Origin of the sequence: Pseudoalteromonas sp. A3 (genome assembly GCF_025942345.1) — a bacterium.
GTDB lineage: Bacteria > Pseudomonadota > Gammaproteobacteria > Enterobacterales > Alteromonadaceae > Pseudoalteromonas > Pseudoalteromonas atlantica.
In genome coordinates this window covers 565,472-586,987 of record NZ_JAPCKL010000002.1, presented here as the reverse complement: position 1 = coordinate 586,987, position 21,516 = coordinate 565,472, and the positions used below count along the sequence as shown (strand labels likewise).

At 41.2% G+C, this 21,516-nt stretch carries 18 protein-coding genes and 1 pseudogene; 6 read left to right on the top strand and 13 right to left on the bottom strand.

Annotation, left to right across the window (positions count from 1 at the left end; genetic code table 11):
- Positions 1-36 precede the first annotated feature (36 nt).
- From OIZ54_RS05660 to OIZ54_RS05625, 8 genes and pseudogenes are all read right to left on the bottom strand, one after another.
- The gene (locus OIZ54_RS05660) at positions 37-1,236 is read right to left on the bottom strand and encodes a multidrug effflux MFS transporter (RefSeq protein WP_264389951.1); all 1,200 of its coding nucleotides are present in this window, start codon (positions 1,234-1,236) and stop codon (positions 37-39) included.
- A gap of 497 nt (positions 1,237-1,733) precedes the next feature.
- Positions 1,734-2,759, bottom strand: a pseudogene (locus OIZ54_RS05655) (heparan-alpha-glucosaminide N-acetyltransferase domain-containing protein).
- A 37-nt stretch (positions 2,760-2,796) separates the two neighbouring features.
- Positions 2,797-3,435: a hypothetical protein gene (locus tag OIZ54_RS05650; RefSeq protein ID WP_264389950.1), complete on the bottom strand. Its 639-nt coding sequence runs from the start codon at positions 3,433-3,435 to the stop codon at positions 2,797-2,799.
- Positions 3,428-5,776, bottom strand: a complete 2,349-nt coding sequence (locus OIZ54_RS05645; protein WP_264389949.1) for a GNAT family N-acetyltransferase — start codon at positions 5,774-5,776, stop codon at positions 3,428-3,430. The genes OIZ54_RS05650 and OIZ54_RS05645 overlap by 8 nt, the downstream gene beginning before the upstream one ends.
- Before the next feature lie 25 nt (positions 5,777-5,801).
- Positions 5,802-6,980 (bottom strand): MFS transporter, encoded by a 1,179-nt coding sequence (locus OIZ54_RS05640; protein ID WP_264389948.1) that lies wholly within the window; start codon positions 6,978-6,980, stop codon positions 5,802-5,804.
- Positions 6,977-8,296 carry a lysine N(6)-hydroxylase/L-ornithine N(5)-oxygenase family protein gene (locus tag OIZ54_RS05635; protein WP_264389947.1) on the bottom strand — a complete coding sequence of 440 codons (1,320 nt, stop codon included), beginning with the start codon at positions 8,294-8,296 and terminating at the stop codon, positions 6,977-6,979. The genes OIZ54_RS05640 and OIZ54_RS05635 overlap by 4 nt, the downstream gene beginning before the upstream one ends.
- The gene (locus OIZ54_RS05630) at positions 8,296-9,834 is read right to left on the bottom strand and encodes a pyridoxal phosphate-dependent decarboxylase family protein (protein ID WP_264389946.1); all 1,539 of its coding nucleotides are present in this window, start codon (positions 9,832-9,834) and stop codon (positions 8,296-8,298) included. Before OIZ54_RS05630 ends, OIZ54_RS05635 begins: the two co-directional genes overlap by 1 nt.
- A gap of 368 nt (positions 9,835-10,202) precedes the next feature.
- The gene (locus OIZ54_RS05625; protein ID WP_121638582.1) at positions 10,203-10,880 is read right to left on the bottom strand and encodes a haloacid dehalogenase type II; all 678 of its coding nucleotides are present in this window, start codon (positions 10,878-10,880) and stop codon (positions 10,203-10,205) included.
- A 479-nt stretch (positions 10,881-11,359) separates the two neighbouring features.
- Here OIZ54_RS05625 and OIZ54_RS05620 point away from each other — a divergent pair, with 479 nt between their 5' ends.
- The 3 genes from OIZ54_RS05620 to OIZ54_RS05610 all read left to right on the top strand — a co-directional run bounded on the left by OIZ54_RS05620 (position 11,360) and on the right by OIZ54_RS05610 (position 13,224).
- A complete protein-coding gene (locus OIZ54_RS05620) occupies positions 11,360-11,785 on the top strand; it encodes a hypothetical protein (RefSeq protein WP_248532930.1) in 426 nt (141 codons plus the stop codon).
- Between the two features lie 195 nt (positions 11,786-11,980).
- A complete protein-coding gene (locus tag OIZ54_RS05615) occupies positions 11,981-12,457 on the top strand; it encodes a hypothetical protein (RefSeq protein ID WP_138685417.1) in 477 nt (158 codons plus the stop codon).
- A gap of 140 nt (positions 12,458-12,597) precedes the next feature.
- Positions 12,598-13,224 (top strand): DJ-1/PfpI family protein, encoded by a 627-nt coding sequence (locus tag OIZ54_RS05610; RefSeq protein WP_248532931.1) that lies wholly within the window; start codon positions 12,598-12,600, stop codon positions 13,222-13,224.
- A gap of 115 nt (positions 13,225-13,339) precedes the next feature.
- Here OIZ54_RS05610 and OIZ54_RS05605 read toward each other — a convergent pair whose 3' ends face one another.
- Together OIZ54_RS05605 and OIZ54_RS05600 are read right to left on the bottom strand one after the other, a co-directional pair.
- Entirely contained in the window at positions 13,340-14,131 is a 792-nt protein-coding gene (locus OIZ54_RS05605; RefSeq protein WP_264389944.1) for a DODA-type extradiol aromatic ring-opening family dioxygenase, read from the bottom strand.
- Between the two features lie 187 nt (positions 14,132-14,318).
- On the bottom strand, positions 14,319-15,074 hold the full coding sequence (locus OIZ54_RS05600) for an SDR family NAD(P)-dependent oxidoreductase (RefSeq protein ID WP_004586289.1): 756 nt from the start codon (positions 15,072-15,074) through the stop codon (positions 14,319-14,321).
- 299 nt (positions 15,075-15,373) lie between these two features.
- Between OIZ54_RS05600 and OIZ54_RS05595 the strand changes: the two genes are divergently transcribed.
- A complete protein-coding gene (locus OIZ54_RS05595; protein WP_055254245.1) occupies positions 15,374-16,279 on the top strand; it encodes a LysR family transcriptional regulator in 906 nt (301 codons plus the stop codon).
- Between the two features lies 1 nt (position 16,280).
- Positions 16,281-17,228, top strand: coding sequence for a LysR family transcriptional regulator (locus OIZ54_RS05590; RefSeq protein WP_054981994.1), 948 nt, complete (start codon positions 16,281-16,283; stop codon positions 17,226-17,228).
- Positions 17,229-17,292: 64 nt separating this feature from the next.
- Here OIZ54_RS05590 and OIZ54_RS05585 read toward each other — a convergent pair whose 3' ends face one another.
- Positions 17,293-18,300, bottom strand: coding sequence for a zinc-binding alcohol dehydrogenase family protein (locus OIZ54_RS05585; RefSeq protein ID WP_264389942.1), 1,008 nt, complete (start codon positions 18,298-18,300; stop codon positions 17,293-17,295).
- 205 nt (positions 18,301-18,505) lie between these two features.
- Entirely contained in the window at positions 18,506-19,390 is an 885-nt protein-coding gene (locus OIZ54_RS05580; RefSeq protein ID WP_264389941.1) for a LysR family transcriptional regulator, read from the bottom strand.
- Between the two features lie 111 nt (positions 19,391-19,501).
- On the opposite strand from OIZ54_RS05580, the gene OIZ54_RS05575 reads away from it, so the two are divergent.
- On the top strand, positions 19,502-20,227 hold the full coding sequence (locus tag OIZ54_RS05575; protein WP_264389940.1) for an aspartate/glutamate racemase family protein: 726 nt from the start codon (positions 19,502-19,504) through the stop codon (positions 20,225-20,227).
- A gap of 26 nt (positions 20,228-20,253) precedes the next feature.
- Here the strand turns inward: OIZ54_RS05575 and OIZ54_RS05570 are convergent, their stop codons facing one another.
- Complete coding sequence (locus tag OIZ54_RS05570) at positions 20,254-21,504, bottom strand: NADH:flavin oxidoreductase/NADH oxidase family protein (protein WP_264389939.1); 1,251 nt, start codon at positions 21,502-21,504, stop codon at positions 20,254-20,256.
- Positions 21,505-21,516: the final 12 nt, after the last annotated feature.

Here is a 21,516-nt window from a genome sequence, read left to right as displayed (position 1 = left end):
TAATTTACTGCACTGCCTTTTTGGGTTTTAGCGTGTTTAAACCTTAGACATATAGGCGCTTACATACGCCTTATTTTTAAATACCAACCATAAATTAAGCGCTATAAGGCCAATACTTAGCTGAATAACACCTAAGTTTTTAATTAATGTTTGTGCATTAAGCGATACAAGCGCCATGCCTATTGCGCCTGCAATCATAGAGCAAAACTGAATAACGGCCACAGCAGAGCCCGTGTCCGTTGTTTGTTGTTCTAACATTAAATTAGTACCGGGCACGCGGGTAATAATAACGGTTAGGGTGGCTATTGCTGCTAATGCACCAAATACCCAAGGCGATAAACCGCCTATAAAAATGGTACTTATACCGCATGCTGTTAGGGTTAAAAAACTCGCAGTAATTATTTTTTTTACCGATACACGTTTAGAAAGCCGCATATAAATTGTTGGCCCAAACGAGGCGCACACAGCATTCGCTGCAAAGGCGTAACTAAAAGTTTGTTCAGACAAACCAAAACCGTTGATATATACATAAGAGCCCGCCGCTAAAAACGACATTAACGCCATAGGCACAATAGTAAAAACAGCCAATAGCGATAAAAATGGCGGGTTTTTAACTACTACAGCTAATCGCCCCCACGACTGAAAAACAGAACCGGCGTAGCGTGTATGCAAGGTTTCGCGGTAAAAAAAGGTAAATAACATAGCCACCGAGCCAAACACAGCTAAAGCAGCAAACATCATATGCCAATTAGCAATTTTTAGTAGCAATGCGCCCAGCACAGGCGCCACCATAGGGGCAATAATAACCAGCGACATAATAGTGGCGATAATTTTTTCTCGCTCGCGGCCATCGTACAAATCTTTTACTATTGCCGTGGCTACAACCGTTACTGCACTTCCGCCAAAGGCTTGTAATAAACGCGCGCCTATAAGCATTTCTACAAAATTAGATAACGCACAAAGCACACTGCCTATTACGTATATTCCAAGACCCATAAGCAAAATAGATTTACGGCCAAATTTTTCACTTAATGGGCCCCAAAACAATAGTCCTATGGCGTAGGCTGCAAAGTATACGCTAAGTGTTAAGTTAACCATGGCTTGGTTAGTATTTAGTTTCTCTACCATAGTAGGTAAAGCAGGAAGATATAAATCGGTAGTTAAAGGGGGAAATGCACTAGGGCGTGTTGAACTTTGATGGTTGAATTTGCAGCAGTATGTTTGGTTTTTAGGCAAGGCGGAGCCTATGAAGTGTGGTTATTCCCCATAAATAGGCGATAACGCAGCATAAATGCCAAACATGCGCTGCCCTTCGGGTTCTGCCTAGGGGCGATAAACTCTTTGTTACTCGGTTTTTACTTAGCCCACTAGGTTACAAACCTCGCGCCGCGATTTAATCGCCCCTAGATTGAACAAATCTCAATCCGCAAAGATCAACACGCCCTAAAATAACAAAAAAATTAACGTGCCAGTTTTGCCTAATACAGGCTGCTCTACTTTCAAACTAAACTCCAAAAAAACAAAATAACTGACTAATACACAATCTTGCTTATAAATAACGTGGTAAATGCAAAGCACGACTGCACTCATTACCTACTTAATAGACTCCTTTTGTATGCTCCACGTTATAAGTAGATTTTATATACTCTTAGCCCATGTGTATATTGCTCATTTTTTATGTTCGTTTTTTATGGCTGGCTATTACTTTACCAGTAATAGCCAGCGAGTTTAATTTATGCTGTACGCTTAGGCTTTTGCTTAATAGTGAGTATGGTTTGCTTAGCTTGCAAATACACTTTGTGCACTGCAAAGGTTAATAAGCTCATAAGTACCATTAAGCACAACGTTGGCCAAAGCGACTGTGTATGATAACCAAACACGCCCATAAGCCAGCAAATTAGCACCCATTGAATAATGTAAAGGGCCGTTACATGTTTGCTCGCATATAAAAGAGCGCGTGTAATAGGGCCATTAAATTTATTGGCAATGGCATATTCTATTAAGGCTAATGCACATAAATTTAAACCAACTAAATAAAGAATACCGCCGCCATTTAAGTGAAAAAAGTTACCAAACTGGCCTTTAAAATCAATAAATAACCACACTGAACCAATCACTAATAATGCGGCCCCTAACTTTGCACACACATTAAATAAATACGCTGCATTACGCTGGCTATTTATATATACACGCCCAAGCACGTAGCCGGTTAATATAGCGCTTACCCATGGAAATACCGGAAAATAAACTTGGTAGTTATTAGCAAAAAACAAATCGCTAATATAAGGCGAAAGCGCAAACTGCTGCCCCCTAACAAACTGGCTTACAAGTGCAATAGCCACGGCTAAACATGCAATCCATGTGGTTTTCCAGCGGGCAATATTAAGCGCGCCAAACAGCACTAAGCTCACCCCAGCAAGTTGTAAAATATCACCAGTTAACACCATAAATTGTAACTGCCCAGCACTGAGCGGGCTTTGCCAGCCATAGGCATTTATAAATGCCTATGGCATGGTATTAAATACCTCAATGGGTAGCCAAAATTTTGCCGCATTCATTAAATACGCAAGGAGTAAAAGCTGTATACCACGCTTAATTAATAACATGGGGGTTTGCCTGCGCGAAAGCGCCATAGACAGCCCCATTGCCACCAAAAACGAGGCGGTGCCTTTGCCAAGTATATGAATAACAGCACCAAATAGGCTCTCACTTTGAAGCGTTGTGCTCGAGTACATCCATAGGGTGTGTACCAAAATCATAATAAAAACGCTCGCACCTCGGGCAAGGTCTATCGTTTTAAGACGTGTGTTCATTGGTTTTAATATCCTTTTTAGGGCAGGTTTGGCATTTGCTGTAACCAGCTAAATAATAACGACAGCACGTTAAGCGACCGGCCGTTAATTTAAATGGGGTGTTTAAATTAAAGTGATTGCTGATTAAATTGTGTAGCTGCTGATGGCAATGTGTAGTGTGATCAGCGCTTGCTAAATGTAAGCTATGGGCGCGCTCAAATGCGCTGTTAAGGGTGTCGATTAATAAGCGTCCTTGCTCTTTTTTACCCAGCGCATAATCGGTATTTATCCACTTTCCTACACAGCTAATAAACTCAATAAGTGCATTGTTTTGCTCAGTTTTACTTAATATAGGCGCACCGCTGAGGTTAAACCCTCGGCTATAAGCGCCATTAATTTTAAGCTGTAATTGCGTGGGGTTATGTGCATTTTGTTTAGAAGTATGCCAATAACAATAGGCATACATAGTTTGCCAACAAAGCTGCAAATATAAATGCCGACTAATAAATTGCCCAGGCGCATGTGGGTAGTGCGCCTTGCAATGAATCGCTAATGTGCGCACTAAATGTAAGCTTGGTTGAGCCGCAGTAGCTGGCTCACTTGGGCAAAATAAAAAGTGCGCAAGGGTTACAGGCTTAGCCATACAGCTTTGCCGATACTGGGTTATTTAAACTTCCGGCAAACTGTAAACTGCCTGCTGGGTTGGTTAAATCAACCATTTGTTTATTATTGCCAAGCTGCAAGCGGTTTAAGCAAGAGTGTGCAAATTCATCACCAAAAAAATCATACTCTTTAAAACGCGCATTTAAGGCAGGGTTAGCCTGTTGATACGCTTTAACACTTTGCGCAACGCCGTGCCAAAAGTCGTGCTCGGTAATGCGCTCTTCTCTTACTAAAATAGCCACTAGGTATCTAAAAAAGCAGTCAAATACATCGGTAAATATGCTCAGTAATTCAAGCTCTTTTGGCATAGTAATATGAATGCGCGAAACCTCATCAGGTAAAGGTTCAGTGCTATTAAGCAGCGCTACTTCTTCGCCTATGTCTTTCATGTAAGCGCCAACAGGCACTGAGTTTTTAAGCTTTAAAATGAGATTTTCGCCGTGCGGCATAAACACTAATTTATGGGCATAAAAACAATGCACTAACGGGATAAGATAGGCGTTAAAATAGTGTTGCAGCCAAGCATGTGTGCTTAAACCACTTTGATCTATTAATGCACCTGCCATACTTTTACCGTTGTTATCTAGGTGCAGTAGTGCGGCCATGGTGGTGAGCTGCTCATTATTTTGTAAGTTATGGTTTGGGTTCTCGCGCCATAAACAGGCAAACATTTTACGATACGGTGTATCGCCCAATGCGCTTTGCTCAAAGGTATGATGCGCATACCCTAAGGTGGCGTACTCTCTTAGTGCCGTAAAATTGCACGCACTAAGCGTGGGGTCGTAGTTTACTTTATTAAATACCCAATCATTTATAGCCGGGGTTACCGCCATATAAGCGCGCGAAAGCCCGCGCATAAAACCCATATTTAAAATAGACAGCGCCACTTTTAAATACGGCTTATGCGGGTGTGAGCAGTTATATAACGTACGAATAGATTGCTGCGCTTGATATAAATCGTCGCCTTCACCTAAATACACTAAGCGGTTATTGGCAAACTCGTTGGCAAACACCACACTTAATTTATGTTGGTATTGCCACGGGTGGGCAGGCATAAATAGGTAGTCGTCGGGGTTTAGGTTTTGCGTTTTTAGCGCTTTGTTAAACGCATCACGGGTAGTTAAATCAAGCTCACCACTAATATGGCTTGGGTAATCACTAAAGTATTGACTATAAGCAAAATCACATACTGTTTTATGCGCCGCTAACCACAATACTTTAAACGGTTTACCCACCTCTGGCGCATAGTGTAAAAAGTCGGTTTTGCTAAAACCAATACGGCCATTATTAGCCACAAACGCAGGGTGGCCTTCGCTCATTGCGGCCTCTATTTGTTGTAGCCCTAATTGCGCTAGTTCGGCTGCGCTAAGAGTGTTGTTTTCGCGTTTATAACAGGCACTCGCAAGTGTGGCGTTAAGCTCTTCAAGGTAAGTGGCTAAACGCTCGCCAGTTAAACCCAGCGCAGGGCCTTGCACGCTAAAAAAGTGCAGTACATCAAGCGCTGCTTGCTCATTATTAAGGTTATAAAAGCATAAGCTTGGCTCGTCTATATCTATATGATTAAGCGCCATAGCACGGCCATTAAATATAAAATAACCTCCTTCAATATTTACTTTAAAACCTTGTGGGGTTTGCTCTGCAACCAATAAGCGCTCGTGTACCAGTTCGCTAATGGCTTTACTTTGTAAGTGCCTGTTTGCCCCTTGCCAGTGGTCAAACTTTATATAGTCGGTGTTTATTGGCGTTTGCGCTTTGTGATGTAAATTAACGTGCGTTTCAAACGCAGCTTTATTACAAAATCCAAGGTAGGCGTTTTTATCACCAAGGGTTATTTGCTTAGTATGCACAAAGCCTAAACGCTTATTTAAGGCATGAATTTTACTATTGGCAATATCGGGCTCTACTACTACGCGTGCATCGGCATTATGAGTAAAAATACTGTGCAATACGCACTGCATTATTTCAAAACTAAAATGGCGTTTAGGCTGTGTATTTGGGGCAAGTAAAATATGCATGCCGGTATCGTTTGGCAGTACCTCATAGGCGGCTGCGAGTAGCTTGTCGTGCTTTGGGCTGTAAAGCTCAACTAAGGCAAGTAGCTCATTATTTTGCTCAATAACATACGCATTATGGTGCGGGTTGTTAAGTATATCTTGGTAGGCGCTGCACATTTGCTCGGGGGTTTGTTTACTCATACCCCAAAAATGGGCGTAAGGTAGTGTAAGCCACTGGCAAATTATGGGCATATCGCTTTGCTGTAGTAACCGCATAGTCACATTACCTGTGTGTTGTAACGTGGTTACAAAAGATGAAAAATACATAAAAACTCCTAAATCTTTTTAATTATTAAGTGGCTGTGTGTGCAGCTTGACCAACAAATTTAACGCGCCATAGCAAAATAGCGCCAAGGCTTGCAAAGCCAATGGCAGCAAAGTAAAAAGGCACGGTGGTATTAAAATATTCCACACTCATACCCACTAATAACGACGCTAAAATAACGCCAATATTTTGCGCAACATGCACTTTGGCAAAATCACTGCCGTAGTGAGCAGGCTCGCTTTTAGCAAATAGCATCACTTCTAATAAAACCATGACTTGAAACAGCGCTATACCGTATAAAACGCGAGAGCTGACAACTAACCACACCGACTCTTGCGCCTGTAAATAAAGCCCAATAGCGCCAAAAATAAGCGCGCACGAAAACGTACTGGTGCGGCTAAGCGTAGGAAAAGGTAAGTGCTGCCGAAAGTGGTTAAACAACAGCATAAGTAGGGCTGCAAAAGCAGGAATGGCGTACACAAGCGCACTTTGGAATGCACTGCTTTGTGCGCTCATTCCTTGCCAATGGGTAGTAAAAAACGGCCTAATTAAAAACGCACTAGAGTAAACAACCACGCTTATAAAGCAAAATTGCCAAATAAAATACGGTGTACGAGTACGTGGTTTTTCGCTTTCAATCGCTTGCTGATAAATACCTAACTTTAAGCTCACCATTAAATAGGCGCACAGCAGCACTTGTATAACATCGCCCGCAGCACTTAATAACAATGCATAACGCGGTGCATTTATACTAAAAAAGTACCCTCCCACTAACGCGCCGCCAATAGCACCAAAGTGCATAAGTACCGAAAACAAGCCAATAATAGAAAGATGCTTACTTTGCTGCTCTAAACGCAGTGCAAACGGGTAAATAAGCAGGTAACTGGCTTTAAGCACCAACATAAGCTGATAATAAAACCAAAATTCCCACACGTTAGTTGCAAAATAACAAAGTAAACCAAAGCAGGCGGCAATAACTTGCGTTACAAGCCAAAGAGCCAGCTCGTGGTATTTTTTGGCAACCTTTGCCCACAGGGGCAACGCGAGCATAACGGTAATACAACAGTTAGCTACAAACACGCCAATAAGTGTGGGGTTACTTACAGAAAATTCGCTGGCAAAAAATTGCGGATAAAACGGCAGTAATAAGGTGTCGCACACGACCGAAATAACCGTAAGCAAAATAAGCGTTAAACGTAAACTCATGCGGCGTTACTCTTTTGCTGTGAATGGGTTTCTACATCGCTTAAATCAAAACACTGAAAAGCAATTTTTTGTTCAACCTGATACGGCGCATAACCGAGTATTTCGCGCAAAATTATACTGTTGCGATAACACGCCATGCCTAAATCGGGGGTTACAAAACCATGGGTGTGCTGCTCTGCATTTTGTACAAATATACGTTTTTGGTCGGTATCTATTGCATACTCGCGGCTAACTAAATAGCGGCCTTGTTCATCTTCTGGTAGTTGCTGTGCAATGGGGTTTAAAAAAGCAGGGCGCTTGTATTTAAAGCCTGTGGCACAAATTAAGTAATCGGTTTTTATTTCAAAGGCTTCATTTAGCTCTTGATGATAAAACTCAGTGACTAAGCGACCAGCACTTTTACGTGTATTAGTAAGCTTGCTGTTAGTTTTAAATGTGGTAGAAATGGGCCCATCTAGGCTTTGCGAGTAAAGGGTGTCAAAAATGTCATTAATTAAATCGCCATTAATGCCTTTAAATAAGTTTTTTTGATTTTGATTAAGCCAATCTCGTTGCTCGGTTTTTAAATTATAAAAGTAATCAACATACTCAGGTGAGGTCATCTCAAGGGTGAGTTTAGTGTATTCCAGCGGAAAATAACGCGGCGATCGCGCAATCCAATCTAGTTGTAAACCTTGTGGCACAGCTTGTTGTAATAAGGTGCGATAAATTTCAGCCGCACTTTGCCCAGCTCCTACAACCGTAACGCGTTTAGCCGCTTTTAGCTCATCAAGGCGGTGGCAAAAATCACTACTGTGCAGTACGTTATTTGAATTACTTTGCACTGCGCAATCAGGAATATATGGGGCAGGGCCGGTGCCAAGCACTAAGTGGCGCGTAACATAGTGTTGCTCCCCATTTGGGGTTTTACAGGTAACGGTATAGCACTCACTTTGCTGGCAAAACTCAACCTTTGTTACACTTTGCTCGAAGCTTACGTTGCTAAGCTGCGAGCACACCCACTGGCAATAGAGGTTGTATTCTTTACGCAGTAAAAAAAAGCTCTCGCGAATATAAAAAGGGTATAAGCGATTATTAAGCTTGGCATAATTTAAAAAACTGTACTTGCTGGTAGGGTCTGCAAGGGTCACCAAGTCAGACATAAACGGCGTTTGTAAAGTAACACCTTCTAGCATCATGCCAGGGTGCCAATCAAATTGGCTACGCTGCTCTAAAAATAAGCTTTTCACGTCCTCCAGTGGCTCACTTAAACACGCTAACGACAAATTAAACGGGCCAAGGCCAATGGCTATAAAGTCATAAGGTTGGTTACTCATTATTTTTGCTCCTTGTACGTTTGCCACGCTATAGCACTAATTTGTTCAAGCACGGCGCGCACATCGCTCAATTGGCACTGGGCATTAAGTAACGTAAATTTAAGGTAATGACGGCCGTTAATTTTGGTGCGCGCAATCATGGCTTCACCAGTATTTAAGAATGTTTGGCGTACGTGCAGGTTTAGGGTGTCGAGTAAATCGGGGTTATGTTTCAGCTCCTCTGGCGCAAAGCGAAATACCAGCGCGCTGAGCTCTGGGTAATTTATAACTTCAAAATCAGGGTGGTCGTTAAGCACAATATGGGTTTGACGCGCAAGGCCAATTACTTTATCAAACGCTCGCCCAAGTGGCGCTTCACCCATGGTGCGCAGTGTTAACCACAGTTTTAAGGCATCAAAACGGCGTGTGGTCTGTAAGCTTTTATCAACTAAATTTGGCGTACCATTGCCGGCCTCAGCAAGCGGGTTTAGATAGTCGGCGTAAAGGGTAATATGGCTAAAGTGGCGTTTGTCACTTAATAAAAAAGCACTGCAGCTAACCGGTTGCATAAACGATTTATGGTAATCAATGGTAATTGAATCTACTTGTTCTATGCCGTTTAGGGCACTTCGGTGATGCTCGCTTACCAATAAACCACCGCCGTATGCGCCGTCAACATGGCACCAAAGCTGCTCTTTTTTAGCAAGTGTTGCTATGTCTTCAACAGGGTCAATTGAGCCAAAATCGGTTGTACCTGCGGTAATTACCACAGCGATAGGTAAATCGCCCTTGGCTTTAGAATCCGCAATTGCGTGGTTAAGTGCGTCCATATCCATTTGCATTTTATTGTTTGTAGCCACGGGCACTACCGCGTTATAGCCAAGGCCCAGTAATGCCGCTGCCTTTTGAATACTAAAATGCGCAACCTCAGAGCAATAAATACGAAAACGTGAGGCTACTTCAGGCAAGCCTTGCAGTTTTACTTCATGATTAGGTGCATAGCGGCTCACTGCGACTTCGCGTGCAACAAGCATGGCCATTAAGTTCGATTGCGTACCACCACTGGTAAAAACACCATCGGCAGTGCTAGGTAATTTTGCTTTTTCACAGCTCCAATCAATTAATTTTTGTTCAATAAGGGTCGCGCCAGCGCTTTGATCCCAGGTGTCTACCGAGGTATTGATTGCGCCAATAATATGCTCTGCTACAACCGCAGGGTACGTAACGGGGCAATTTAAATGCGCCATATAACGCGGATGATGAAAATAAACAGCGTGATCTAAATACACACTTTTAAGCTCGTTTAATACTGCAGGAAAATCAGCAAGAGGTTTGGCTAAATCTACATCATTTACAGTGGCGGCTAGCGTATTAACAGACACGCCAGAAAACGGCTTTTGCGCTTTAGCCATAGCTTGTTGTACAGCCGAAAGCCCCTGCAACGACGCTATTTGGTAGTTAATAAACTGATCGATATTGAATTGAGGAGGTAACCCGTTTTGCTCAAATATTGCTTTATTTTCGACAGGGCTGAGCTGCGCCGATTGTAATTGTGACATATTCGCTCCTTGGTTGTACTTGTATTGGGGTTGAGGATCTTAATAGTAACAATTTGCATTTACAATAATGATTAAGGGTTAGATATAGGTTTATTTTCGCAATTAGGAGTGACTGATTAGTTATAAGGAATTACTTTTAAAACTAACAAAGTATATAAAATGAGCTATGTGAAGGTGCCAAAATGCGCGCTAAATAATAACAGTTTGTTAAATAGTACGATGGTTAAAATATAAGAGTTGAGAAATGAGAGAGGATAGCAAAAAGCGAACGTATTATAAGTGGGCAGTACCACTATAAGAAGTAAACCCCCTTTACAACTCGGCTAAACCTTAAGTGCTAAAGAGGGATATAAAAGTTAAAATGCAGCTTAATTGATATCTTCAAGCTTATTTTTTAAATCCACTAGATCGGTGGCTACGGTGGTTGGCTGAATTTCCCACGGATCAAAAATAGAATCCCCAGAGCGTTTTATCCATGCTCCGCGCATACCATGCGAAATAGCGCCGGTAATATCAAACGGGTTACTCGAAATAAGCCACGTGTTTGCGCCCGTTGAATTTGTTTCGCGTAAGAAATGGCTGTAAACACCTGGGTTTGGCTTAAATGTTTTCATATCGTCAGCACTTACTACACCTTCAAAAAGCTCACTAATACCTGCAGTTTCGAGCAATTTATTAACCGCATCAGCAGCGCCATTTGAAAATGCAAACAATCGGTAATTTTGCGCTTTAAGTTGCTCAAGGCCTTTTTTAACATCGTCAAAGGCCGGTAAAATTTTATACTGCTCAAGCAATTGCTGCTTTTGATCATCACTAAGCTGCGTTTTATGCGCTAAACACGCGTAATCGAGAGCATGTTTTGTACATAATGAAAACGGAATATAGTTTTGCATTAACCCACGCCTAAACGAATACTCTAATTGTTTTTCACGCCATGTATTTGAAAAGCTTTGCGCGTTATCGCCTATCATATCTTCAAGTAAAGACAGCACGCCGTGAGTGTTTATAAGCGTACCGTATACGTCAAATGCGAGTGTGGTTGCCATGTTTGCTCCCAATAATTTTAAGATGCTTGTAAGTTAATCGTTTTGAGCTTAACTTACTTTGAACGGTTGCTCAAATTAACAAAGCTTATCTGTTTTAAAAGTTAGAGCATTAAAATCATAATAATTGAAAGGATTTTATCTATATGGATGATCATTTTAGTAGCCGCCCATAATTAATTTTGGGTAAGAGGACACAAATTAAGGCAGGTCTAACTCAATCTAAGAGCTAAAAACTAATACCTTTTAAATTAAAGTTCGCAATTGTTGTAAATTTAGCGGTGGAATAAAGTCATAATAAAACTATTAGAGTTATTGTAAAAATCAACAAGCATTAATTAGGGATTTAAAGTTTAACAAACGCTTGGAACTCCAAAATTATAACTATAAGATAGTTACGAAAATGCTGACCTTCAATAAGTTCGAGCAACTAGCTTTTGTATAAATACAAATGCCAATATTTAAAACACATGGAGTCTCAAATGGATGCTGTTGAGTATGGTTTAATATGCGACCGTAGTGATGAAAAAGATATAGTTAAAAACGTTAATACTTATTTAGCTGAAAAGGGCTACAGAAAATTATACAAATGGAAGGATAAAGGTGGGATCAAAAATATTGATGATCCATCGAGCGATCCGCAACTTGAGTACACATATGGGCAATTTATAAAAGAGTCTCCTAGATGGTATTTTGATATACTACCTAATACAGATCTCAGAGGTGTATACAGGTTTGCTGAGCAGAAAGATTGCGCATGGACTCTATTTTTTTCAAAGACAAACCCAGTATCAAATACAGAAGCTGACAATATATATCTTGATAACTTTCTAAAAGACCTTCTCACAGGCTCTGGTTATAAAAGTAGATTACTTCATAAGTACTCAGATGACGACTATCGAAGGTAATTACGACTCATCTAGCTCCCCTATTTTATAGCCAAATAAACCAGAGGCTAGATACAAAGATCCTAAAACAGTGGTAAAAATTAATTGATCACTTGTACCTACAACGACATGACTTTTTAAAGCTATGTGGAATCACAAATTAAGTGAAAGTAGATTGTTTATAACCAAATCTAACAACTAATTAGAGTACCCGTAATGAACAAACAAGAGTTAACCGAAACCTTTCGAAAGTTTGGAGCTTCTAACCCTGAGCAGTGGGCAGAGAGTGAAATAGAAGAAGGTATCCCTCAGCTGGCTAGGTTTTTATTTTTAAAGGGTGCGTGGAGTAATGTCGTTCCAGACAACGATGAATGGATTCAGCACATCTTAAAAAATTATGATCCAACTGATAATGGCCCATACAGCGGAATGATGCACTCCATCAAAGAAATGATAGACGCAGGTGTTAGCAAAAATGCGATTACAGAGTTCGCTCGATGTATTGGTGCAGAAATGATATTTAGTATGACTTACCTAATGGATGACCCAGAAGTTGTTGAAGATAACGAATATGTAAATTGGGGGTTATTTATAACCGATGATGAAGGCCGGCCGATTAAAGAATTAAGTGGCCTTTATGAGAGTGTTTTAGGCACAGACCCAACAGGAAGAGAAATGTGCCCAAAAAAATAAAATTGACCCAAGTAATGATTTAATAAACGCATAAAATTCTGGCTCTATAGCTTAAATAAAAAGGCTCCCTCAGTTATGTGAAAGCCCTGTTAGGGAAATTATTTAAAAATGATACAAATTAAAGGACTAAATAACATAGTATGAAAATATATTTTTTAATTTATGACAAAGTTGAAGAGCTGGATTTAGTTGGTTCATGGGAACTAATAGGTCTGCTGGCAGAAAAGGGGCTATGTGAAAAACCCAAATTAATATCGCTAAATTCTATGACTCCCTCAGGTGAGCACGGCATGCGTTTTAGTGCCGATTATCATTTTACTGACCCAGTGCAGCCCGATGTATTATTTGTACCTGGCGGTAGTGGTGCACGTATAGCAATGGAAGATATTGACGTTATTAATTACCTTAAAAAAACAGCTGAAAACTGCCACAGTGTTTTATCTATTTGCACTGGTATGTATTTAATGCAAAAAGCGGGGCTATTTAAGCATAAAAAAGTAACCACCCACTGGGCTTTTTTAGAGCACCTTAAAAAAGATAACACTGTAACCGTAGTTGAAGATCGCTTTGTAAAAGATGGCAATATTTGGTCTTGTGCGGGTGTTTCAGCAGGTATGGATATGTGCCTTGCTTTTATTGCCAATTATTTTGATGATGATGTTGCCTCCACCATACAGTTAGACGCAGAATACTATCCGTCACCAATTATTTATGGTGACGCGCATAAAGATAGCGCCAGACCTAATTACATTAAAAAGCTGCGTTAAAGCCCACTTTATAACTTTATGTTGGGCTTTGCTGCTCTTAACCCAACACCTCTTTGTAAACCCCCATTACACTTTGATTAAAAAACCAAAGGCGCTTGCACTGGACTGATTAAAATTAATAAAACTCATAGGTATCAAGCGCTAAAATATCCATTTCAATATCACTAAAAAGTTTTTCAACTTGCTTGCCGCCTGCGCCCATAGCAGCAAAGAGTGGTAAAAAATGCTCTTGGGTAGGGTGGTTAAATAACACATGGGGTGCATCGGTTAAGTAATTTAAAAGTGCGGGTGTGTCTTGCGCTAAAAGCGCGTGTTCAACCCATTGGGTAAACGCTTTTACCATTTGTACACGGTTAGGTGTAGCAGGGGTTTTAAACACTTCTCGTAGGTTGTGGCTAATGCCGCCAGAGCCAATAATTAATATATTATCGTCACGAAGTGGGGCAAGTAACTGCCCATATTCATACATGGCTTTTGCGCCTAGTTGAGTATTTATAGATACTTGTACAATAGGAATATTTGCCTGCGGGTACATTAAGCGCAGTGGTATCCATACTCCATGATCCCAGCCTTGGCGTTCATCGAGTATTGCTGTAATGCCTTTATTTTTAAATAGCGTTGCAATATTACCCGCAAGTTCAGGATGTCCTGGAGCTGGGTATTTAATGTTATACATATGCGCAGGAAAATTATAAAAGTCATGAATGGTTTCAGGCGCTTGCCCTGCGGTTATTACAATATTATGAGCCGCTTCATCGTTAGCCATATCAAAGTGCGCCGAAAATATAACAATAGCGCGTGGCGTGTTGAGTGACTTGCCAAGCGCTTTTAAAAAGTCGGACGTTGGCGATTGCTGTACGGCCATAATAGGTGAACCGTGAGAGATAAATAGTGCAGGTTGAGCCATGGTAATACCTAAGGGTTTTATTAATATACCCTTATTTTATTGGCTTTTATTTTGTTAATAAATAAAGCGCCCATTGAGATATTATAAATACAGTATTGTTAAACTGATTTTTATTTGCTCCCTCGTTAAAAAGCCGATGCGTAAACATCGGCTTTTAAATTAACACTAAATAAGCAATAAAGGCGTGTTAGTAGTTAATTGCGCCACCATCAACGTTAATACATTGTCCGGTCATAAAATCGCTGTCTTCGCTGGCTAAAAAGTAAATAGGGCCAAGTAAGTCTTCAGGCTCCATTGCACGTTTAATTACTCGTGAGCCTAGTGTGCTATTTTTAGCTTTATCAAACTGTGCGTTATTTTTAACGCCTTCGCTTTCGGTTAAGCCAACTAATAGGCAGTTAACTAAAATATTATCGTTAGCAAGCTCAGTGGCCAACGCACGTGTTTGCCCAACAACCGCGCCTTTAGATGCCACATAATGGCAAAACATAGGTGCACCGCGTAAAAATGTACCCGATGCAATGTTAATGATTTTACCACGACCTAATTTACGCATGCTAGGCAACACTGCTTTGGTACACTGAAAAGGCCCACGTGCATTTACGCGCATAACTAAATCCCATTCGTCTTCAGATATTTCCCAAAATGGTTTAAGCTCAAGCGCAGCAAATATAGCAGCATTGTTAACTAATATTTCAACCGGGCCAAATTCAGCTTCGGTTTGTTTTACCATGGCATCTAACGATTCACTATTCGTTACATCTACTTTGCAGCCTATTGCTTGGCCGCCAGCGGCAATAATTTCAGCTACAGCTGCGCTTGGGTCGGCTAAATCAGCAAGCACAACTTTAGCGCCTTGTTGAGCTAAACCTTTTGCATAAGCAGCGCCAATACCTTGTGCTGCACCAGTAACGATGGCTACTTTGTTGTTTAATCTTTTCATGGCTTTATCTCTTAGTCATTAATAAAAATATAAGCGTGCTTATTCACGTACAGCGATACTGCATTATTAATAAACCCGACTTGGCGTTAGAATGGATAAAAAGAAACGTGATTGCTGCAGTAGCACGTATTAACTCCATTTTGTTGTAAATAAATAGTTATTTACGCAAAAAAAATGTGTTTATAACGCTATAAAAACTCACTAACTGTGCAAAAATGCGATGTGTGGACTTTAACTGTTTTTATAAACATAATTAATACGATCTTTATTTAAAAATTATAAACAAGGCATTGCTAATAATGGATAAGCTAACCACCATGAAGACTTTTGTAAGTGTTGTACAAGAGGGGTCTTTTTCTAAAGCTGCCGATAAGCTCGATATATCGCCGCAACTTGTGAGCAAGTATGTGTCTGCGCTAGAAGAGGGGCTTGCTACCCGATTACTGCACCGCACCACGCGCAAAGTAAGCACTACCGAGGCGGGAGATCACTATTTTACCCGCTGCTTACAGGTGCTAGACGATATAGACGACATGGAAAATTCGCTCGATAACCTAAACGAAAATGTCTCTGGTGTGCTCAGTATTAGTGCCCCTATGTCGTTTGGGGTAAAGCACTTAGCACCGCTATTGGTTGAGTTTCAAAAGCGTTATCCAAATTTAAAATTAGATCTAAACCTTACTGACCAGTTTGTTGATATTGTTGAGCAAGGTATTGATATAGCGCTGCGCATTGGGGTTTTAAAAAGCTCATCACTTATTGCTAAAAAAATAGCGCCTATTAGGTTAGCGGTGTTTGCCTCTCCTTCTTATTTAGCGCAGCACGGCACACCTACTACCTTAGAAGAGCTGCAATCACATAACTATTTACGCTACGCACACACTGAGCCCACCAAAAAGCTACGTGGAGCGAACGAGCTTAAAAATGAGTTAAAGCTTGAAAGTAACCTAGTTGCTAACAATGGCGACCTGCTACTCAATGCCGCTATAGCCGGTGGCGGTGTTGCCATGCAGCCAACATTTATAGCCGGAGAGGCGCTGGCACAGGGTAAAGTAGTACGTATATTAAAAGACTACGAACCTGAGCCAATAGGGCTTTATATGGTGTACGCAAACAGGCAGTTTTTACCCAGTAAAGTGCGCGCGTTTGTTGATTTTGCGAGCAATTATTACACCGATACACCTTATTGGGATTTAGGAGAGTGAGATGTCAATCACCAACCAATTAGCGTTATTTGTTGATGTAGTACAGCAAGGCTCATTTGCAAAAGCCGCGGCGCTGCACGATATGGACAACTCATCGCTTTCAAAGCAAATTAAAAAGCTAGAAAGCAGTTTAGGTATACAGTTACTTAATCGCTCTACGCGCTCGTTTTCGCTTACCTCCGCAGGAGAGGAAATACTCCAGCAAGCGCATATTTTAATTGATACGCTCAGTGATATTCATAGCATTGCAGACTCCTACCAAGCAAAACCTAAAGGTATTTTGCGCATTACCTCGGGCATGTTTTTTGGGCAGCAGTATGTGCAGCCTGCCATTAATTTATTTATGCAAAAATACCCTGAGGTAAAAATAACCCTCATGCTTGATGATAAGCGCAACGATATTATTGCCGATCATTACGATTTAGCATTTAGAATTGGCAAATTGAATGACTCCAACCTAATGGCAAAAAAAATATCTGATATGCACTTTGCTTTGGTTGCTTCTAATGACTTTATTGCACGCCATGGTATGCCAAGCACACCTGAAGAACTTATCGCCTTACCTGCGGTGGTTTATGGCAATGGCGATGTAAGCCTAGATCAAATAAAATTAAGCACTCAGCCTCATGGTGATGAATACAAAACCCACAAAATGAAAGGCAACTATAAGGTAAGCGATGTACGCGCCATGCTTGATGCCACAAAAGCGGGTTTAGGGTATGTGATGCTAGATTTATTTAACCTAGAAAAACCCATAGACGAAATGGGGCTAGTGCCGCTATTAACTAATTATAAGCTTAGCGCATCGGGCACCGGTATTTATGCGCTGTATCCTCACCGTAAACAAACACCACTGGTGAGCGAATTTATAAAAACTGTACAAGAGTATATTGGCAGCCCTGCATTTTGGGTAAAGCATATTCCTAATTACAATCAGTTATATAAATAATAGCCACAAAAAAGCCCCGTTAGGGGCTTGGGTATACTCAAAAAAACTATATTAGCTAAAGGGCTTAAAAGCCTTCTAACACCACTTTACCTTTAGCGGTTTGCGATTCAAGGTGCTGATGCGCTTTGCGTAAATTGGCTGCGTTAATTTTACCTAAGTGCTCACCTACCGTAGTTTTAATTAGCCCTTGGTCAATCATAGTGGCTACGTTGTTTAAAATAACGTGTTGCTCTTGCATGTCGTCGGTTTTAAATAACGAACGAGTAAACATAAGCTCCCAATGTACCGACACGCTTTTGTTTTTAAATGGCACAATATTAAGTGTTTCAGGGTCATCAATAAGGGCAAATTGACCTTGTGGCTTCACTACTTTTTCAATTTCAGGTAAGTGCTGCTCTGTATTGTTTAAGCTAACAACGTAATCCACTTCGCTTAAGTTTTTAGCTGCAAATTCTTCACTTAACGGGTTACGGTGATTAACAATAGTGTCGGCACCTAAATCTTCTAACCACGATATTGTTTCAGCACGAGAAGCACTGGCAATAATATTTAATTTAGTGCGCTGCTTTAATAGCTGCACCATTATTGAGCCCACACCACCGGCGGCACCAATAACTAAAATGCTTTTAGAATCATCGTTTTTAGCTACGTTTAAACGGTCAAACAATAATTCCCACGCAGTAATGCTAGTAAGCGGCAATGCGGCGGCTTCCCCATACGAAAGCGAGCTTGGCATATGGCCAACAATACGCTCGTCAACTAATTGAAACTGCGCGTTACTGCCTGAGCGCGTAATGTCGCCTGCGTACCATACTTTGTCGCCTGGCTTAAAAAGCGATACGTTTTCGCCAACCGATTTAACAACCCCAGTTGCATCCCAACCAATTACTTTATACTCGCCCTCAGCTGCTGGCATTGCTTGGCGAATTTTAAAATCAACCGGGTTAACCGATACCGCTTTAACTTCTACTAAAATATCGTGGCCGTGTGCTGTTGGCGTTTCAAGTTCAATGTCTTGTAATGATGGTTCGTTTTCGATAGGTAAACTTTTTTGATATCCGATTGCTTTCATGGGAGTTGCCTCGTTAGCTAGTTAATACTCTGTGTTGATGACGCTATTTTGGCTTTATCAAGAGTATTAAAAAAGAGACAAAACACCCAATTATTATGGAAATAAAATTCCATAATAAAATAGGCAAATAATTAAAATTTCATTGCACATAACTGTTATCGTTTTAAATTAATAATACCTCATTAACTGTAACGGGGGTTTACAGTTAGGTTATATTGAGCTCAGTTAATTTATTCCACACACTTTCGCCACCGGGGTGCAAAGCCGCATGATACCTATACGCATAGTAAGTTATTGGCACGCAGTGGTGCTCACTCCCTACAACTTCCAAGGTATTATTTTTAAGCTCGTTTGATATAACGTAGTCGGGCAGCCAGGCAATACCATTGCCCGCTACAGCGTGCACTTTTAAAAGCTCAGTCATGGATGAAACAAACACTTTTTTAAGCTTAGCGCCCGATATAATAGGCTCTAACTGCCGGCCCATGTAGGAGTCGAGGCTGTAGGCTAAATGCGGTATAGGCGCTGCGCTTTCTAGGTTATATAAGGCTTTGCCGTGCTCGTCACAGGCGCTAACAGGTAACAACTTAGCATTACCTATTTTTTGATGACTAAACGGCGGCAGTTTAAGGCGTTCGTTATCAAAGGCAATAAGTAAGTCGCATTCACCTTGCTCTAGCGCTTCGGTGGCTTTATCTACGTCTATAGCCTCTAAATTAAGTACAATGTCGCGCTCATCTTGCGTTTGAAAGTTAGCGAGTTGTAAGGTTAAAAAACTCGCTAAAGAATGTGCGGCCGCAACCTTTACAGAATAATTTTGCTGCACCGATAACTCCTCAAGCATGCTAACCGAGGTATTCATTTGGTTAACTAAATTACGCGCCGTTATATGAAATATTTTACCGCTTGGGGTCAGGGTAATAGGCAAGTTTTCTCGGTCGATTAGGGCTGCGCCAAGGGCATCTTCAAGGGCTTTTATACGCCGACTAAATGCAGGTTGCGTAATATGCCTAAGCTTTGCCGCTTGCGAAAAGCTTTTTGTGTGCGAGAGCGTTAAAAAATCTTCTAACCATTTACTTTCAATATTCATAGCGACCACTTAGTTATGCAGTTTGTGCATGGGTGGTAAAATAATAGCATTATTCAAACTAAATAAAACACTATAAATTAAGCCTATAAACTCAATAACCGGAATGCAATCATGCTTAGAACTCTTGGCGTATTAGGTGGAATGGGGCCTTTGGCTACCGCCTCATTTATGAATCAGGTAATTGCGCTATCGCCCGCTAAAAATGATCAAGAGCATATACCTATGTTTATAAGGAATATCCCGCAAATTCCTGACAGAACAAAATTTTTAATGGGTCTTGAAGATGAAAACCCATTTTTTGAGCTTAAAAAAGGCTTTAAAGAGCTAACAAGCTTAGGTGTAAGTTGTATTGTTATTCCGTGTAATACCGCGCATTACTGGTACGACGCGCTCACTAAAAATGCCGATGTACACACCATTAGCATTGTAAAAAGCGTTATAAAACAAGTAAAAGCCACGGGCAAACAAAAGGTTGGTATTTTAGCCACTACCGCTACGCTTAATATGGGCATTTACCAAAATGCGTTTAAGCAGCACAATATTGATTTTGTTGAACCAAACACTCAACAACAAGCAGCCATAATAGATGGCATAACCGCCGTAAAAGCGGGCGATTTAAATAAAGGTCGCCACTTGTTAAGCAAGGCATACGACTTAATGCTTGCTCAAGGTGCTGACTGCGTGTTGTTTGGCTGTACCGAAATACCGCTTGTGTTAAATGAACAAGCCAAACACTCGCCAGACACCTGCCTAGATACCATCGCTATTTTAGCGCAAGAGTGCGTTAACTGGGCATATGCAAACGCCCATCAATCAACGCTTTCAAGTGTGGCATAGAAAATATCAGTTTAAACTAGAGCTAATTAATTTAGCTCTTTTGCAAAGCGTTTTCGATAGCGCTTTGTAAGCTTTGCAGCGCGTATTTGGTCACTTATTAAAGTAAAAATAGCCGAGGCATTTGCTTTAACGCATTTGCCTTGGCCCACTCGGCGAATTTGCCTTTTTACCAGCGCCATAGTGGCAAGCCCAGCAAGGGTTTTGTCTTTAAAGGTAACACGCGGCATAAGCAGGTTTTGCGTTGGCTGTGTTTGCCAGCTATTAACTAAACCTGGCTGATATGCCAGTGCTGTGGCCATACCAACGAGCGCTACGCCTGAGCTAATTACTTTATTTGCCACATCTAACCGGCTAATACCGCCTGTGGTCATAATGGGTATGGTTGATTGCTCGCTAATTGCTTTGGCAAACTCTAAAAAGTACGCCTCACGTGCAAGTGTACGTTCATCGCCTGTTTGTCCTTGCATAGCTGGTGCTTCGTAACTTCCGCCCGAAAGCTCTACAAAATCAAGCTTTAATGCACTAAGCATATTAACAACTGCTTGCGCATCATGCGGTTCAAAGCCGCCGCGCTGAAAATCGGCTGAGTTTAACTTAACCGATACCGAAAAACCGGCGCTGCATTGCGCTTTAATACTGCGTGTTATTTCAAGTAATAATCGCGCGCGATTCTCAAGGCTACCGCCCCATTCGTCATCACGCTTATTAGTTAGTGGAGATAAAAACTGCGCTAATAAATAGCCATGTGCAGCGTGTATTTGCACGCCATTAAAACCTGCTTTTTCGGCCTGTTGCGCTGTATGGGTAAAACGAGCGATAACATCATTAATCTCGCTTTTATCCATAGCTGTTGGCTGGGCAAATAAGTGAGAGTGCTTACCCATATTAAGCGCAATATCAGAGGCACTTAGCGCTTTACCACCCATTTTTTTAAATACTTGGCGGCCAGGATGATTTATTTGCATCACAATTTTACAGTCGTTTTGCTGCCCTAAACGAGCAAGCTCTACAAAAGGCGCTATATCGGTTTGCTGCTCAAGGGCAAGGCCGCCAGGCCCTGTCATTGCAAGGTGGTCAACCATAACATTGCCGGTAATAATTAACCCGCACCCGCCTTTTGCCCATTCGTTGTATACATTTTTAAGCACTTGCGATGGCGTTAGGTCGGCCTCTGCGAGGTTCTCTTCCATAGCGGCTTTTACTACTCGGTTTTTAAGCGTTAAACCGCATGGTAGGGTAAAGGGCGTAAATACAGCAGATTGTTCAAACTCAGACATAAATATAAACCA